General features: G+C 71.3%; 12 protein-coding genes. 8 read left to right on the plus strand and 4 right to left on the minus strand.

What is annotated here, in order from left to right; genetic code table 11:
• Positions 1 to 137: 137 nt before the first annotated feature.
• A complete protein-coding gene (locus ACIGO6_RS19855; protein ID WP_399877759.1) occupies positions 138 to 2,240 on the plus strand; it encodes a SpoIIE family protein phosphatase in 2,103 nt (700 codons plus the stop codon).
• A 57-nt stretch (positions 2,241 to 2,297) separates the two neighbouring features.
• Here the strand turns inward: ACIGO6_RS19855 and ACIGO6_RS19860 are convergent, their stop codons facing one another.
• Positions 2,298 to 4,601 (minus strand): transglycosylase domain-containing protein, encoded by a 2,304-nt coding sequence (locus tag ACIGO6_RS19860; protein WP_399877761.1) that lies wholly within the window; start codon positions 4,599 to 4,601, stop codon positions 2,298 to 2,300.
• Positions 4,602 to 4,849: 248 nt separating this feature from the next.
• Between ACIGO6_RS19860 and ACIGO6_RS19865 the strand changes: the two genes are divergently transcribed.
• The 5 genes from ACIGO6_RS19865 to ACIGO6_RS19885 all read left to right on the plus strand — a co-directional run bounded on the left by ACIGO6_RS19865 (position 4,850) and on the right by ACIGO6_RS19885 (position 9,760).
• A complete protein-coding gene (locus ACIGO6_RS19865; protein ID WP_399877763.1) occupies positions 4,850 to 5,806 on the plus strand; it encodes an SPFH domain-containing protein in 957 nt (318 codons plus the stop codon).
• Positions 5,752 to 6,105, plus strand: a complete 354-nt coding sequence (locus ACIGO6_RS19870) for a hypothetical protein (RefSeq protein WP_399878190.1) — start codon at positions 5,752 to 5,754, stop codon at positions 6,103 to 6,105. Before ACIGO6_RS19865 ends, ACIGO6_RS19870 begins: the two co-directional genes overlap by 55 nt.
• A 105-nt stretch (positions 6,106 to 6,210) precedes the next feature.
• Positions 6,211 to 6,735 carry a PadR family transcriptional regulator gene (locus ACIGO6_RS19875; RefSeq protein ID WP_399877766.1) on the plus strand — a complete coding sequence of 175 codons (525 nt, stop codon included), beginning with the start codon at positions 6,211 to 6,213 and terminating at the stop codon, positions 6,733 to 6,735.
• On the plus strand, positions 6,732 to 7,421 hold the full coding sequence (locus ACIGO6_RS19880) for an ABC transporter ATP-binding protein (protein ID WP_399877769.1): 690 nt from the start codon (positions 6,732 to 6,734) through the stop codon (positions 7,419 to 7,421). Before ACIGO6_RS19875 ends, ACIGO6_RS19880 begins: the two co-directional genes overlap by 4 nt.
• Positions 7,418 to 9,760: an ABC transporter permease gene (locus ACIGO6_RS19885; protein WP_399877772.1), complete on the plus strand. Its 2,343-nt coding sequence runs from the start codon at positions 7,418 to 7,420 to the stop codon at positions 9,758 to 9,760. Before ACIGO6_RS19880 ends, ACIGO6_RS19885 begins: the two co-directional genes overlap by 4 nt.
• A gap of 171 nt (positions 9,761 to 9,931) precedes the next feature.
• Here ACIGO6_RS19885 and ACIGO6_RS19890 read toward each other — a convergent pair whose 3' ends face one another.
• Positions 9,932 to 10,870, minus strand: coding sequence for a hydrogen peroxide-inducible genes activator (locus tag ACIGO6_RS19890; protein WP_399877775.1), 939 nt, complete (start codon positions 10,868 to 10,870; stop codon positions 9,932 to 9,934).
• Between the two features lie 137 nt (positions 10,871 to 11,007).
• Between ACIGO6_RS19890 and ACIGO6_RS19895 the strand changes: the two genes are divergently transcribed.
• Positions 11,008 to 11,562 carry a peroxiredoxin gene (locus tag ACIGO6_RS19895; protein ID WP_395574520.1) on the plus strand — a complete coding sequence of 185 codons (555 nt, stop codon included), beginning with the start codon at positions 11,008 to 11,010 and terminating at the stop codon, positions 11,560 to 11,562.
• Positions 11,563 to 11,568: 6 nt separating this feature from the next.
• Complete coding sequence (locus ACIGO6_RS19900) at positions 11,569 to 12,108, plus strand: alkyl hydroperoxide reductase (protein ID WP_399877778.1); 540 nt, start codon at positions 11,569 to 11,571, stop codon at positions 12,106 to 12,108.
• 82 nt (positions 12,109 to 12,190) lie between these two features.
• Here ACIGO6_RS19900 and ACIGO6_RS19905 read toward each other — a convergent pair whose 3' ends face one another.
• Positions 12,191 to 13,561, minus strand: coding sequence for an AI-2E family transporter (locus ACIGO6_RS19905; RefSeq protein ID WP_399877781.1), 1,371 nt, complete (start codon positions 13,559 to 13,561; stop codon positions 12,191 to 12,193).
• Between the two features lie 161 nt (positions 13,562 to 13,722).
• Positions 13,723 to 14,418 (minus strand): transglycosylase SLT domain-containing protein, encoded by a 696-nt coding sequence (locus ACIGO6_RS19910; protein ID WP_399877784.1) that lies wholly within the window; start codon positions 14,416 to 14,418, stop codon positions 13,723 to 13,725.
• Between the last annotated feature and the right edge of the window lie 377 nt (positions 14,419 to 14,795).

The following is a 14,795-nucleotide window of genomic DNA, read 5'->3' on the forward strand; positions in this document are numbered from 1 at the left end:
GGTACGGGTCGCAGACGGCCCGCCGGTGGCACAGGAACAGCCTCTGACCGCGCGGGAATCCCGTTCCCGGGGCACGTATACCGGGTATCGGGTTTTCTGCGGGACGAACTGCACGCGCCGCGCGCAGTCCCGGACGGATGGATTCGACACGCGTGACGGAGCACCCGACCTCCTTCGACCGCCCCCCGACGGGCGCCGACCCCACGGATCCCCGCGGGGGGCTCCGGCACTCCCCCGTGCCGCCACGCACCTCCGGGGCCGCGTTACCGGCACAGGGGCGCACCGGGGAGACGCCGCCCACCCCGGACGCGGACTCCCCCGGCGTCTTCGAGCACTCCCAGCCGGGCGCCGAGCAGGCCGCCGAGCCCGACACGCACCGCCCGCGGCCCACGCCCGAGGGCGTCCCGGTCCAGCCGGGCGGCGCGCAGAGCGGCTCCGGGGCGCCGGCGGCGCCGGAGCGCCGTGGCGCGTCGTCGGCACCGGTGACGGAGCGGCGTACCGGGCAGCCCACCGCGCCCGGGAAGCCCACGCCCATGCGGCGGGACGGGGACCGGCTGCGGTTCGTGGGGGCGGCGACCCGGCGGATCGCCCGGGGCATGGACCTCGACGAGATCGTGATGGGGCTGTGCCGGGCCACCGTACCGACGTTCTCGGACGCGATCCTCGTCTATCTGCGTGAGCCGCTGCCGGTCGGCGACGAGCGGCCCACCGGGCCCCTGGTGCTGCGACTGCGGCGCACCGACCGGATACCGGCCGAGCGGGACACCGAGAGCGGCTTCACCCCCGCGGCCCAGCCCGAGCCCTCCGAGCTGGAGTCGGTCGGCTCCGAGCTGTGCGAGGTGCGGCCGGGCAGCGCGCTCGCGGAGGTGCTGCGCGGGGTGCGCCCGGTCTTCACGGACACGCCCGCCGCCGGCGCCGCCCTGCCGGAACTGCTCGGGGACGGACGGGAGTTCGCCGTGCCCGACGGCCGACGCGCGATCCTCGCGCCGCTGCGCGGGCGGCGCCGGGTGATCGGGGCGGCCCTGTTCCTGCGCGGCCCGGAGCGCGTCGCCTTCGAGGCCGACGACCTGCTGGTGGCCGCGCAGCTCGCCACGCACAGCGCCCTCGGCATCGACAAGGCGGTGCTGTACGGGCGTGAGGCGTACATCGCCGACGAGTTGCAGCGCACGATGCTCCCGGAGAACCTGCCGCGCTGCACCGGCGTGCGGCTGGCGTCGCGTTACCTCCCGGCGGCCGAGACGGCGCGGGTCGGCGGCGACTGGTACGACGCCATCCCGCTGCCCGGCAGCAGGGTCGCGCTGGTCGTCGGGGACGTGATGGGCCACTCCATGACGTCGGCGGCCATCATGGGCCAGCTGCGGACCACCGCGCAGACGCTGGCCGGGCTCGACCTGCCGCCGCAGGAGGTGCTGCACCACCTCGACGAGCAGGCGCAGCGCCTGGGCACCGACCGCATGGCGACCTGCCTGTACGCCGTGTACGACCCGGTCGCGCACCGCATCACCGTCGCCAACGCCGGGCACCCGCCGCCCGTTCTGCTCCACCTGGGCGGCCACGCCGAGGTGCTGCGGGTGCCGGCGGGCGCCCCGATCGGCGTGGGTGGCGTGGACTTCGAGGCCGTGGAGCTGGACGCACCGGCCGGCGCGACGCTGCTGCTCTACACCGACGGGCTGGTCGAGTCCCGGCTGCGGGACGTGTGGACCGGCATAGAGCAGCTGCGGGAGCGCCTCGCCGCGACCGCGCAGCTCACCGGGCCCGATCACCCGCCGCCCCTGGAAGCGCTGTGTGACGAGGTGCTGGACATGCTCGGGCCGGGCGACCGGGACGACGACATCGCGCTGCTCGCCGCCCGCTTCGACGGGATCGCGCCCAGCGACGTGGCGTACTGGTCCCTGGAGCCCGAGGACACGGCTCCCGGCCGGGCCAGGCGCCTGGCCCGGTGCGCACTGGCCCGCTGGGGCATGGAGGACCTCACGGACTCCGTGGAGCTGCTCGTCAGCGAGGTCGTGACCAACGCCGTGCGGTACACCTCGCGGCCGGTCAGTCTGCGACTGCTGCGCACGGACGTGCTGCGCTGCGAGGTCGGCGACGACGTGCCGCAGCTGCCGCGGCAGCGGCAGGCGCGCGCCGACGACGAGGGCGGGCGAGGGCTGTACCTGGTGAACCGACTGGCCCGGCGCTGGGGCGCGACGCGGCTGAGCACCGGGAAGGTGGTCTGGTTCGAGCTGAACCGGGGCTGAGGCGTACGTGAAGGGGCGCCCGGTGAACACCGGGCGCCCCTTCATGCGTTCGGGCGACTACTGCTGCCAGTCCCCGTCGGGGAAGACCGGGTTCTCCGGCTCGGTGGACTCCCCGCCGGTCGGCGGTTCGGTCGAGGGGCTCTGCGACGGCGACTGCGACGGGGACTGGGAGGGTTCCTCGGTCTCCGGCGCCTCGGTCGTCGGCTCCTCGGTCGTCGGCTCCTGGGTCTCGGGCGGCTCGGTCGTCTCCTCCTGCGTCGGCGACTGGGACGGCGACTCGGTGACCGACGGCGAGGTGCTCGGCTCGACGGCGGCGCCCTGCTTGGTCTCCAGGTCGAACTCGGTGACCTCGTCCATGACGCCGAAGGTGTACGCCGCCCAGATCTCGGCCGGGAAGCCACCGCCGTTGACGCGGTAGTCGACGCCGCCGGCCTTGTACATCGGGACCTGGGCGTGGCTCTTCGGGTCCTCTCCGAACAGGCCGACGGAGGTGACGAGACCGGGGGTGAAGCCGGTGAACCAGGCCGACTTGTTGTTGTCGGAGGTTCCGGTCTTGCCGGCCACCTTCTGGCCGTCGCGCAGCGGGTTCTCCCGAACGGACTTCTTGGCCGTACCGTCGTTGACCACGCCGGTGAGCACGGAGGTCACCGTGTCCGCGGCCTCCCGGCTGATGACCTCCTCGCCGATGGGGTCGGGCATCTCGATCGTGCGGTCCTTGTGCTCGACCGACTTCACGACCGCCGGGGTGACCTTCTTGCCGTGGTTGTCGAAGGTGGCGTAGACGCCGGCCATCTCCAGGGGGCTCGCGCCCATACTGCCCAGGGTCTGCGCGGGCACGGCCTGCTCGCCCTCGGTGTCCATGCCGAGATCGGCCGCGACCTTCATGACCTCGGTCATGCCGACGTCGATGCCCATCTGCGCGAAGACGGAGTTGACGGACTTGTTCATCGCCTCCTGGACGTTTATCTCGCCGTAGTCGACGTCGTCCTCGTTGGGCGGGGCGAAGCCGACCTCGCGGTCGCCGTCCATCGCGGGGCGCTCGCTGTCGCCGTCGTACATGGTGTTGGCCGTAATCGGCACGCCGTCCTGGGTCTCGGCGTCCTGGTCGACGGCGGCGGCGAAGATCACCGGCTTGAAGGTGGAGGCGGGCTGGTAGTCGTCGCGGGTGGCGTTGTTCGTGTAGTGCTTCAGGTAGTCCACGCCGCCGTACATCGCCACGACCGCGCCCGTCTTCGGGTCGACGGAGACGGCGCCGGCCTGGACGTCGGCGTCGACCTCACGCTTTTCCGGGTCCAGCTTGCTGGTGAGCTTGGTCTTGACCGCCTTCTCCAGCGCGGCCTGCTTCTTCTTGTCGATGTTGAGCGTGATGGTGTAGCCGCCGAGCTCCACCAGGGCCCTGGCCTGCTCCATGTCCTCGGCGGTGCCCTGGGCGACGAGCTGCTGCTTGAGCGCGTAGTCGGCGGCCTCGACCAGGTATCCGGTCTGGCCCTCCATCCCGGCGGCGGCCTTGGGCTCCTTGGGCTCCGGGAACTTCATGGCCTGGCGCTCGGACTCGTCCAGCCACTTCTGCTCGACCATGTTGTCGAGGACGTAGTTCCAGCGTTCCTGGACCAGCTTCTTGCCGGTCTCGCTGGCGATCGCCCAGTCGTACTGGTTCGGCGCCTGGAGCAGCGCGGCCAGGTAGGCGCCCTGCTCCACCGTCAGGTCCTCGGCGTCGACGCGGTAGTAGGCCTGCGCGGCGGCCTGGATGCCGTAGGCGCTGCGGCCGTAGAAGCTTGTGTTGATGTAGCCGGCGAGGATGTAGTCCTTGGACTTCTCCCGGTCCAGCTTCAGGGAGATGACCAGTTCCTTCAGCTTGCGCGTGACGGTCTGGTCCTGTGTCAGGTAGTAGTTCTTGACGTACTGCTGGGTGATCGTCGAACCGCCCTGCGCGCCCTTGCCGGAGAGCGTGTTGAGCACACCGCGTGCGGTGCCCTTGAGGTCGACGCCCGCGTCCTTGTAGAAGGTCTTGTTCTCGGCGGCGACGAAGGTGTAGCGGACGTCCTTGGGCACCTTGGCCAGGTCGACGATCTCGCGGTTGCGGTCGCCCGTGCGGGTCATGATGCTGCCGTCGCTGTACTTGTAGACGTTGCTCTGCAGCTCGGCCTCGGGGTTGCCCTCGGGTATGTCGATCACCATGTACAGCACGATGAAGGCGCCCATGCCGAGCAGGCAGAGGCCGAAGAAGGTGCCGAGGACCTTCTTCCAGGTGAACAGCCGGCGTATGCGGCTGCGGCCGTCCGCGGGGGACGAGCGGGGTCGCCCGGGCGCCGCGCGGCGGCCACCGCGCTGTCGCGCTCTTCTCTCTTCCGCTCGTCCCATGAGTCCGATCCGCTCCGATTCGTTCATCTGTGGGCACGTCTCGCTCACGCGTCACACAGGTTCGTCGCTCAGGTCAGCTCAGAAAGCTAACACCGGGAGATGTGACAAACGGCTGCCGATACCACCTTGTACGGACGTGACAATCAGCACCCGCTCCAAAGGAACCGACGTCCGAGAGGGGTACAGGGTTGCCATTTTCAGGTAAAGTGATATCACTTAGTAAGCCTGAAGATACGGGGGGATCACCCATGCCCACGACGCCCGCACACGACGCGCACGACGCCCCGCAGATCACCGCGGACGTGCCCGAGATGCCCTCGCCACGGGTGCGCGAGGCCCAGGCGCACAGCATCGGCGGCGGATTCGCACTGTTGCTGGGGCTGGTGGGACTGCTCGTCGGCGCCGGCCTGATCGCCGCCGCGACGGCGGTCTCCTCGACCGGCGGCAAGGCCGGTCTGATCATCGGCGGCATCGTGATCGCCCTGGCCGCCTTCCTCGCGATGTGCGGGCTGAACATGGTGGCGCCGGGTGAGGCGCGCGTGGTGCAGCTCTTCGGGCGGTACCGGGGGACGATCCGGCAGGACGGGCTGCGCTGGGTCAACCCGCTCACCACGCGCACCAAGATCTCGACCCGCGTGCGCAACCACGAGACGGCCGTCCTGAAGGTGAACGACGCCTACGGCAACCCCATCGAGCTGGCCGCGGTCGTGGTGTGGCGGGTGGAGGACACCGCGCAGGCCACCTTCGAGGTGGACGACTACGTCGAGTTCGTCTCCACCCAGACCGAGGCGGCCGTGCGGCACATCGCCATCGAGTACCCGTACGACGCCCACGAGGAGGACGGCCTCTCGCTGCGCGGCAACGCCGAGGAGATCACCGAGAAGCTCGCCGTCGAGCTGCACGCGCGCGTGGAGGCGGCCGGGGTTCAGATCATCGAGTCCCGCTTCACGCACCTCGCCTACGCGCCGGAGATCGCCTCGGCGATGCTCCAGCGGCAGCAGGCCGGCGCGGTGGTCGCGGCGCGGCGGCAGATCGTGGACGGCGCGGTCGGCATGGTCGAGGCGGCGCTGGTCCGGATCAGCGAGCAGGGCATCGTGGAGCTGGACGACGAGCGCAAGGCGGCGATGGTGTCCAACCTGATGGTCGTGCTCTGCGGAGACCGCGCCGCCCAGCCGGTCCTCAACACGGGGACGCTCTACCAGTGACACCTCCCGCCGAGGGGCCGGCCCCGCAGCCCGAGGGGTCGCCCGCGCCGCGTCGGCCGCGGCAGCAGCGCAAGCAGGTGCTGCTGCGGCTGGACCCCCAGGTGTACGAGGCGCTGGCCCGCTGGGCGGGCGACGAGCTGCGCTCGGCCAACGCCCAGATCGAGTTCCTGCTCCGCAGGGCGCTCGCGGAGGCGGGCCGCCTGCCCGGTGACGCCGGACCACTGCCGCGCCGGGGCCGCCCGCCGAGGGAGCCCGGGCAGGGGCCGGGTCAGGGCCAGGAGCCCACGTCTCCGCCGTAGCGGAACCGTGACAATCGCCCCCGACCTGCGGAATCGCACACCACGGCACGGACTCTGCACACGGCGTATACATGGTGCGTATACACCGTGTGTAGTGTGGTCCGCATGTCCATCGGTCACACCCTCCTGGGACTCCTGGAGTCCGGGCCACGCCACGGCTACGACCTGAAGCGTGCCTTCGACGAGAAGTTCGGTCACGACCGGCCGCTGCACTACGGCCAGGTCTACTCGACGATGTCCCGCCTGCTGAAGAACGGCCTCGTCGTGGTCGACGGCGTCGAGGCGGGCGGCGGCCCCGAGCGCAAGCGGTACGCGATCACCGACGCGGGGATCACCGACGTACAGCGGTGGCTCGCCACGCCGGAGAAGCCCGAGCCGTATCTGCAGTCGACGCTGTACACCAAGGTCGTCCTCGCGCTGCTCACCCATCGCGACGCCGCGGACGTCCTCGACACCCAGCGCTCGGAGCACCTGCGCAGCATGCGCATCCTGACCGACCGCAAGCGCAAGGGCGACCTGGCCGACCAGCTGATCTGCGACCACGCCCTGTTCCACCTCGAGGCCGACCTGCGCTGGCTGGAGCTCACCGCCGCGCGCCTCGACAAGCTCCGTGCGGCGGTGGCCCCGTGACTCCTCCCGCGGGTTCCCTGCTCTCGGCCGAGAAGCTGACCAAGGCCTACGGCCCGACGCTCGCCCTCGACGGTGCCGAGTTCTCCATCCACCCCGGCGAGGTCGTCGCCGTGATGGGCCCCTCCGGGTCCGGCAAGTCGACGCTGCTGCACTGTCTCGCCGGCATCGTGCCGCCCGACTCGGGGACGATCACGTACAACGGGCGTGAGCTGTCCGCCATGAACGACTCCCAGCGCAGTGCGCTGCGCCGGAGCGAGTTCGGGTTCGTGTTCCAGTTCGGGCAGCTGGTGCCGGAGCTGACCTGCGTCGAGAACGTCGCCCTGCCGCTGCGCCTGAACGGCACCTCCCGCAAGGAGGCCGAGCGGGCAGCGCTGACCTGGATGGAGAAGCTGGAGGTCGACGACCTCCGCAAGAAGCGGCCCGGCGAGGTCTCCGGCGGCCAGGGGCAGCGGGTCGCGGTGGCGCGGGCGCTGGTCACGGACCCGCGCGTGCTCTTCGCCGACGAGCCGACCGGCGCGCTGGACTCCCTCAACGGCGAGCGGGTCATGGAGCTCCTCACGGACGCCGCCCGCTCCACCAACGCCGCCGTCGTCCTTGTCACGCACGAGGCGCGGGTGGCCGCCTACTCCGACCGCGAGATCGTCGTGCGCGACGGGAAGTCCCGGGACATGGAGCGCGTCGTATGAACGTGCGCCAGTGGGCCCGGGACCTGACCATGGGCGTCCGCTTCGCCTTCACCGGCGGGCGCGAGGGATGGACCCGGGCCCTGCTGACGGCCGTCGGCGTCGGGCTCGGGGTGGCGCTGCTGCTGCTGACGACGGCGGTCCCGAACGCGCTCGCCGCCCGGCACGACCGGGAGGCCGCGCGCACCGACATCACCTTCAGCAACGAGCGGATACCGAAGGCGAACGACACCCTGATCGTCGCCAATGTCGACACGGACTTCCGTGAGGGCACCGTCCGGGGCCGCGACCTGGAGGTCGAGGGGCCGCGGGCGCCGCTGCCTCCGGGCGTGGACCGGTTCCCGGACGTGGGCGAGATGGTGGTCTCCCCCGCGCTGAAGGAGCTGCTGGAATCGGACTCCGGCAAGCTGCTGCGGGAGCGGCTGCCGGACCGGATCGTCGGCACGATCGGGGAGAGCGGGCTGATCGGCTCGCAGGAGCTCGCCTTCTTCCGGGGCGCCGAGGGGCTCGCGCCGCTCATCGACAGCGGCCGGATCGTCCGGATCGACCACTTCGGCGATCCAGACCCGTCGTCCGAGCGGGCCGACCCGGTGCTGCTGCTCCTGGTCCTCGTCGTCTTCGTCGTGCTGCTGATGCCGGTCGCGGTCTTCATCGCCGCGGCCGTACGGTTCGGCGGCGAGCGGCGGGACCGGCGGCTCGCGGCGCTGCGGCTGGTGGGCTCCGACAGCCGGATGACCCGGCGGATCGCCGCCGGTGAGGCGCTTGCGGGCGCGGTGCTCGGGCTCCTCTTCGGCGCCGGGTTCTTCATGATCGGGCGTCAGCTGGCGGGGACGGCCGAGGTGTTCGGCATCAGCGTCTTCCCGAGCTATCTCAACCCCTCCCCCCTGCTGGCCCTGTTGGTGGCGGTCGCCGTGCCTGCGGCGGCGGTGCTGGTGACGCTGCTCGCGCTGCGCGGGGTGGTCATCGAGCCGCTCGGTGTGGTGCGGGCGAGCCGGCCCGCGCGGCGCCGACTGTGGTGGCGGCTGCTCCTGCCGGTGGCCGGTCTGGCGATGCTCGCGCCGATGATGGGCAAGGGCCGCGAGAACGGGGACTTCAACCAGTACCTGGTGACCGGCGGCGTCGTTCTGCTGCTGGTCGGCGTGACCGCGCTGCTGCCGTGGATCGTGGAGACGGTCGTCGCCCGGCTGGGCGCCGGTTCGGTCTCCTGGCAGCTGGCCGTGCGCCGCCTCCAGGTGAGCAGCGGCACGGCGGCCCGCATGGTCAACGGCATCGCGGTGGCCGTCGCCGGGGCGATCGCGTTGCAGATGCTGTTCGCGGGCGTGGACGACGACTACACGCAGGACACCGGGCAGGACGTGACCCAGGCCCAGATGCAGGTGTCCCTGCCGAAGGACGCACCCGTCGGGCCGGCCGCGGAGAAGTTCCGGCAGACCGAGGGCGTGAGCGGGGTCTACGCCTTCTCCGAGGGCTACCTCGGCGACCGGGCCATGAACCCGGAGCTCGTCACGATGATGACCGTGGGCGACTGCGCGTCGCTGCGGGAGATCGCCGAGCTGCCGTCGTGCGGCGACGGGGACGTGTTCGTCGTCCACGGCGCCGACTGGGACACGGGCGTCGACATGGGGAAGCTGGCGGCGCCGGGACGGGAGCTGTATCTCGACCCGTCGTACGAGGACGGGCGCGAGAGCCGGGCGATCGCCTGGAAGGTGCCGCGGAACGCCAAGGCCGCGAAGGCGAGTGACGTACTGCTGGCCGGGATCGACCGGGGCGGCCTGCTCCTCACGCCGAAGGCGCTGCCCGCCGACGCCGCGCCGGGCCTGACCGGGGAGGTCTACCTGCGGCTCGACCAGTCCGTGCCGGACGTGCAGGAGCGGGTACGGAACACCGCGGCGGCCGTCGATCCGCTGGCGTACCCCATGACCTGGGTGGCCACGGAACGCACCGACCGGTTCGACGCCATCCGCACCGGTCTGCTGGTCGGCGCGGCGTGTGTGCTGGCGTTGATCGGCGCGAGTCTGCTGGTCTCGCAGCTGGAGCAGTTGCGCGAGCGGAAGAAGCTGCTGTCGGCCCTGGTCGCCTTCGGCACCCGGCGCCGCACGCTGGGCCTGTCGGTGCTGTGGCAGACCGCGGTCCCCATCGTGCTGGGGCTGCTCCTGGCCTCGGTGGTGGGCCTGACCCTGGGCACGGTCCTGCTGAAGATGACGAGCACCCCGGTCCGCGTCGACTGGGCCGGCGTCCTCTCCATGACCGGCATCGGCGCAGCCGTCGTCCTGGCGGTCACCCTCTGCAGCCTCCCCCCGCTCCTACGCCTGATGCGCCCGGAGGGCCTGCGCACGGAGTGACACCCGGCACCCCGGCGGGCCCATGTCCGCCCCCGACGGGCACGTGCCCGGCGTGGGTGCGGGCGTGCCCGGCGGGGCGAGGGCCTGCCCGGCGGGGCGGGGCAGGCGCCGCCGGAGGTGCGGGCGGGCGTGCCCGACGTCGGGGCCCGTTCGCGTGGGGTCGGTGGCGGCTCAGTCGGGGAGCATGCGGACCGGTAGGTGGTCCATCGCCTCGCGTAGCGCCGCCGCCAGTTCCTCGTACTCCGCGGAGCGGGCCGCGCCCGTGCGCATGGCGAGGGCGATGCGGCGGGTGGGGGCGGGGTCGGCGAAGGAGCCGGTGAGGAGCTGGCTGGAGCGGGAGGTCTCCACGCGGACCGCCGTGCGCGGCAGCAGCGTCACGCCGAGGCCGCCGGCGACCAGCTGCACCAGCGTCGACAGTCCCGCCGCCGTCGTGGTCGCCGGGACGTCGGCGCGGCCCGCCTCCCGGCAGATGTCGAGGGCCTGGTCGCGCAGGCAGTGCCCCTCGTCGAGCAGCAGCAGCTTCAGCTCGCGCAGGACCGTGCGCGAAATCCCCTCCCGGCCGCCGAGCCGGTGGTCGAGCGGGGTGACGAGCACGAAGTCCTCGTCGAAGAGGGGGAGCTCGGTGACCCCGGGCACGCCGAGCGGGACGGCCAGCAGGAGCAGGTCGAGGCGGCCGGTCGTGAGGCCGTCCAGCAGGCTCGCGGTCTGCTCCTCGTGGACCTGGAGGTCGAGGGCCGGATAGCGGTCGTGGACGAGGCGCAGCACGGTGGGCAGCAGATACGGCGCCACCGTCGGGATGGCGCCGAGGCGCAGCACGCCGGTGAACGGCGCCCGTACCGCCTCCGCCTCCTCCAGCAGCGCGCCGACCTCGGCCAGGACCGCCTTGGTCCGCACCGCGAGCCGTTCACCGGCGGGCGAGAGCAGCACCTTGCGCGTCGTACGCTCCAGGAGGGTGACACCCAGTGTCTCCTCCAGTGCGGAGACGGCGCCCGAGAGCGCGGGCTGGCTCATCCCGATCGCGGCCGCGGCGTCGCGGAAATGCAGGTGCTCGGCGACCGCGGCGAAAGCCCGCAGCTGGGCGAGGCTGGGCTGCCTCTTCTTACCCGTCACTAATAGCCACCTCCGATCAACCCGACCGAGTGTAGCTATTTCACTAATCAATGCACCCTGTGCCAACATCCATAGCGTCCAACCCATGGGAAACACTCGCAAAGCGGGTGTTTCTTCGCTGCGCTTTTGGAGAGCACGTGCTCACTGTCGGTGACAAGTTCCCCGAGTTCGAACTGACCGCCTGCGTCTCGCTGGAGAAGGGCAAGGAGTTCGAGACGATCGACCACAAGACCTACGAGGGTAAGTGGAAGGTCGTCTTCGCCTGGCCCAAGGACTTCACCTTCGTGTGCCCGACCGAGATCGCCGCCTTCGGCAAGCTGAACGACGAGTTCGCCGACCGTGACGCCCAGGTCCTCGGCTTCTCCGGCGACTCCGAGTTCGTGCACCACGCCTGGCGCAAGGACCACCCGGACCTGACCGACCTGCCGTTCCCGATGATGGCGGACTCCAAGCACGAGCTGATGCGCGACCTCGGCATCGAGGGCGAGGACGGCTTCGCCAAGCGCGCCGTGTTCATCGTGGACCAGAACAACGAGATCCAGTTCACCATGGTGACCGCCGGCTCCGTCGGCCGTAACCCCAAGGAGGTCCTGCGGGTCCTCGACGCCCTGCAGACCGACGAGCTCTGCCCGTGCAACTGGAGCAAGGGCGACGAGACCCTCGACCCCGTCGCGCTGCTGGCCGGGGAGTGATCTGACATGTCCCTCGACTCCCTGAAGTCCGCCGTACCGGACTACGCCAAGGACCTGAAGCTCAACCTGGGCTCGGTCATCGGCAACTCCGACCTCCCGGCGCAGCAGCTGTGGGGCACCGTGCTGGCGACCGCCATCGCCTCGCGCTCCCCCATCGTCCTGCGTGAGCTGGAGCCGGAGGCGAAGGCCAACCTCACGCCCGAGGCGTACTCGGCCGCCAAGTCGGCCGCCGCCATCATGGCGATGAACAACGTCTTCTACCGCACCCGGCACCTGCTGTCGGACCACGAGTACGGCACCCTGCGCGCCGGCCTGCGGATGAACGTCATCGGCAACCCGGGCGTCGACAAGGTCGACTTCGAGCTGTGGTCCTTCGCGGTGTCCGCCATCAACGGCTGCGGCATGTGCCTGGACTCGCACGAGCAGGTGCTCCGCAAGGCCGGTGTGGACCGCGAGACGATCCAGGAGGCGTTCAAGATCGCCGCCGTGGTCGAGGCCGTCGGCGCCACGCTGGACGCCGAGGCGGTCCTGGCAGCCGCCCAGTAGTCCCGCCCCGGAACACAGAACCGGAACACAGCATCGGGCCCCGTTCACCCTCAGGTGACCGGGGCCCGTTGCCGTGCCGTCGCTACGCCGGGGCGGCGCCCGGCGGCGGCTCCTTCTCGGTGGGTGTCGGCCCCACCGCCGGGGACGCGTCCGTCGCCGTCGCGCCCCGCGGCTTCGGGGCCTGCCGTACGGCGGCCTCGCGGGAGTACGCCCGCAGATAGCCCACGACGGTGTTCGTCACCGCCACCAGTGGTACGGCGACCACCGCGCCGCCGATGCCGGCCACCATGCCGCCCGCGGCCACCGACAGCACCACCGCCAGCGGATGGACCCGCACCGCCCGGCCCAGGATGAACGGCTGCAGGATGTGGCCCTCGATCTGCTGCACCGCCAGCACCACGACCAGCGTCATGACGGCCGCGAACACGCCCTGTGTCACCAGCGCCACGACGACCGCGAGCGCGCCCGAGACGACCGCGCCGACGAGCGGGACGAAGGCGAACAGGAAGATGAACACGGCCAGCGGGACGGCCATCGGCACGTCCAGGAAGTAGATGCCGAGGCCGATGAAGATGGCGTCGATCAGCGCGACGATCACCGTGCCGCGCACATACGCGGTCAGCGTCCGCCACGCGCGCGGACCGGCCCCGGCCACGCCCGGCCGGGCCGCCGCCGGCACCAGCTTGAGCGTCCACTGCCAGATGCGCTTGCCGTCGTAGAGCAGGAAGAGCGTCGAGAAGGCGGCCAGCAGGATGCCGGTGAGCGCCTCGACGACGACGGTGACGCCCTCGAGCCCGGCGGACGTTATCTGGTCGGTGTTGGCGCCGACCGCCTCGCGCAGGTTCTTGGCGATCTCGTTGATCTGCTTGTCGGTGACGTGGAAGGGGCTGTTCAGCAGCCAGTTGCGCAGTTCGTCGATGCCGTCCTGGACCTGGTCGGAGAGGTTGTCGATGTTCTCCATGACCTGCCAGGTGACGAACCAGCCGATCAGGCCCATCACGACGAAGCCGAGAATCGCGGTCAGGGCGGTGGCCGGCCCCCGCGGCACGCCGTGCCGGCGCAGCCACGCCACGGCCGGCTGGAGCAGCGCCGTGATCAGCAGCGCGGCCACGAACGCCAGCACCACCAGCTGGACGGCGCTGATGATCCGCATCAGCACCCACACGGTGCCCGCGAGGACCAGCAGCCGCCATCCGGCCTCGGCGGCGACCCGTACGCCCCAGGGCACGGCCTGCGCCGGGTCGGGGCGGGTCGGGACCGCGTACGGCTGGTCGGCCGCAGCGGCGAGCTCCGGTGACGCGTGCTCCGACGGCGGCGGTACGTCGTCGGAGGGCGACGCCGGTGTGTCGTCGTCGCCCTCGCGCCCCGCCTCGGCGCGGCGTTGCTCCAACCGCCTGCCCATCTGTGTCAGTCCGGCGCCGAGCCGACCGAGCCACCCTGGCACTCGCGACATGATCCGTCCTCTTCCCCCGTCTCTCCCCACCACTCCCCCCTGGAGTCGTTCGGGTCCGGTCCGACCGTACATGGCGGGCACGCGAAAGCCCCTCACCGTAGGACGGCGAGGGGCTGCGCGAGGTTGAGCAGGGGCTGGGCCGGGGGCTCAGCGCCAGTGGCTCAGTACCAGTGGTTGGCCTGCCAGAAGGTCCAGGCCTCGCACGGGCTGCCGTAGCGGCTGTCCATGTAGTTGAGGCCCCACTTGATCTGGGTGGCCGGGTTGGTCTGCCAGTCGGCGCCCGCCGAGGCGTACTTGCCCGCCGGGAGCGCCTGGAAGAGACCGTAGGCACCGGAGGAGGGGTTGACCGCCTTGTAGTTCCAGCTGGACTCGTGGTCCACGATGTTGCTGAAGCACTGCCACTGGCCGCTGGGCACCATCTGACGTGCCATCGCCTGGATCTGGCTGATGCTGTAGGAGCTCTGGACGGCGAAGCTGGTCGACTCGCGCGCGGCGTCGCGGCTGGCCGCTTCCTTCTCCGCCTCGCGCTCCTTGGCCTCCTGGGCCGCCTTCTTGGCCTTCTCCTGCTTGGCCACGGCGGTCGCGGCGGCTGCCTTGCGGGCCGCCTCCTCGGCGTCCTTCTTGGCGCTCGCGTCCGCGGCGATGGCCTGTACGTCGGCCTGCTGCGTCAGGGACGCGGTCTGCACCTGCGCCTGCTCGCCCATGGGGATGTCCGCGAGCAGCGTCGTGCCTGCTGCCGTCGCCTCCGCGTCGTTGTTCTGCGCGGTGCTGCCCGAGGCAACGCCGACGACGCTTCCGACTGCGGTGACCGCCGTGGCCGAGGCCACTGCGAATCCCCGGACCGAGATCCGGCTCACACGGTTTCCTTCCAGCATCGCCCGCTTCGGTGACCCTCGCGGACGCAATCGTGCCCCTGGCACTGGCCTCCCCAACTACGGGTCACGGGAGGCACGGGCCCGGTGGACAACTCCCCTGCGGGGAGCGCCGCGTGGTGCTTCGGGCGGCATACGACGCTGCTATGGAGTTGAAACTGGTGCTTCTGTGGTGCCGTACCGCTGGGGGTACAGGTGTGTCGTATGCGGGGCCTGACAGGAGTGAGACTCTGCCGTAACCCGGCGGGGTGAGGCAATTCTGTGTTGCGTGTGAAAGCTCACATCCCGTTTGGCCCAGGGGATTCCCGGAAATCCCCACACGCGAAGGCGCCGCCCGGCTAGGCTCTTGGCCTTTCCGGACG

Origin of the sequence: Streptomyces sp. NPDC053750, from assembly GCF_044544295.1 — a bacterium.
Lineage (GTDB): Bacteria > Actinomycetota > Actinomycetes > Streptomycetales > Streptomycetaceae > Streptomyces.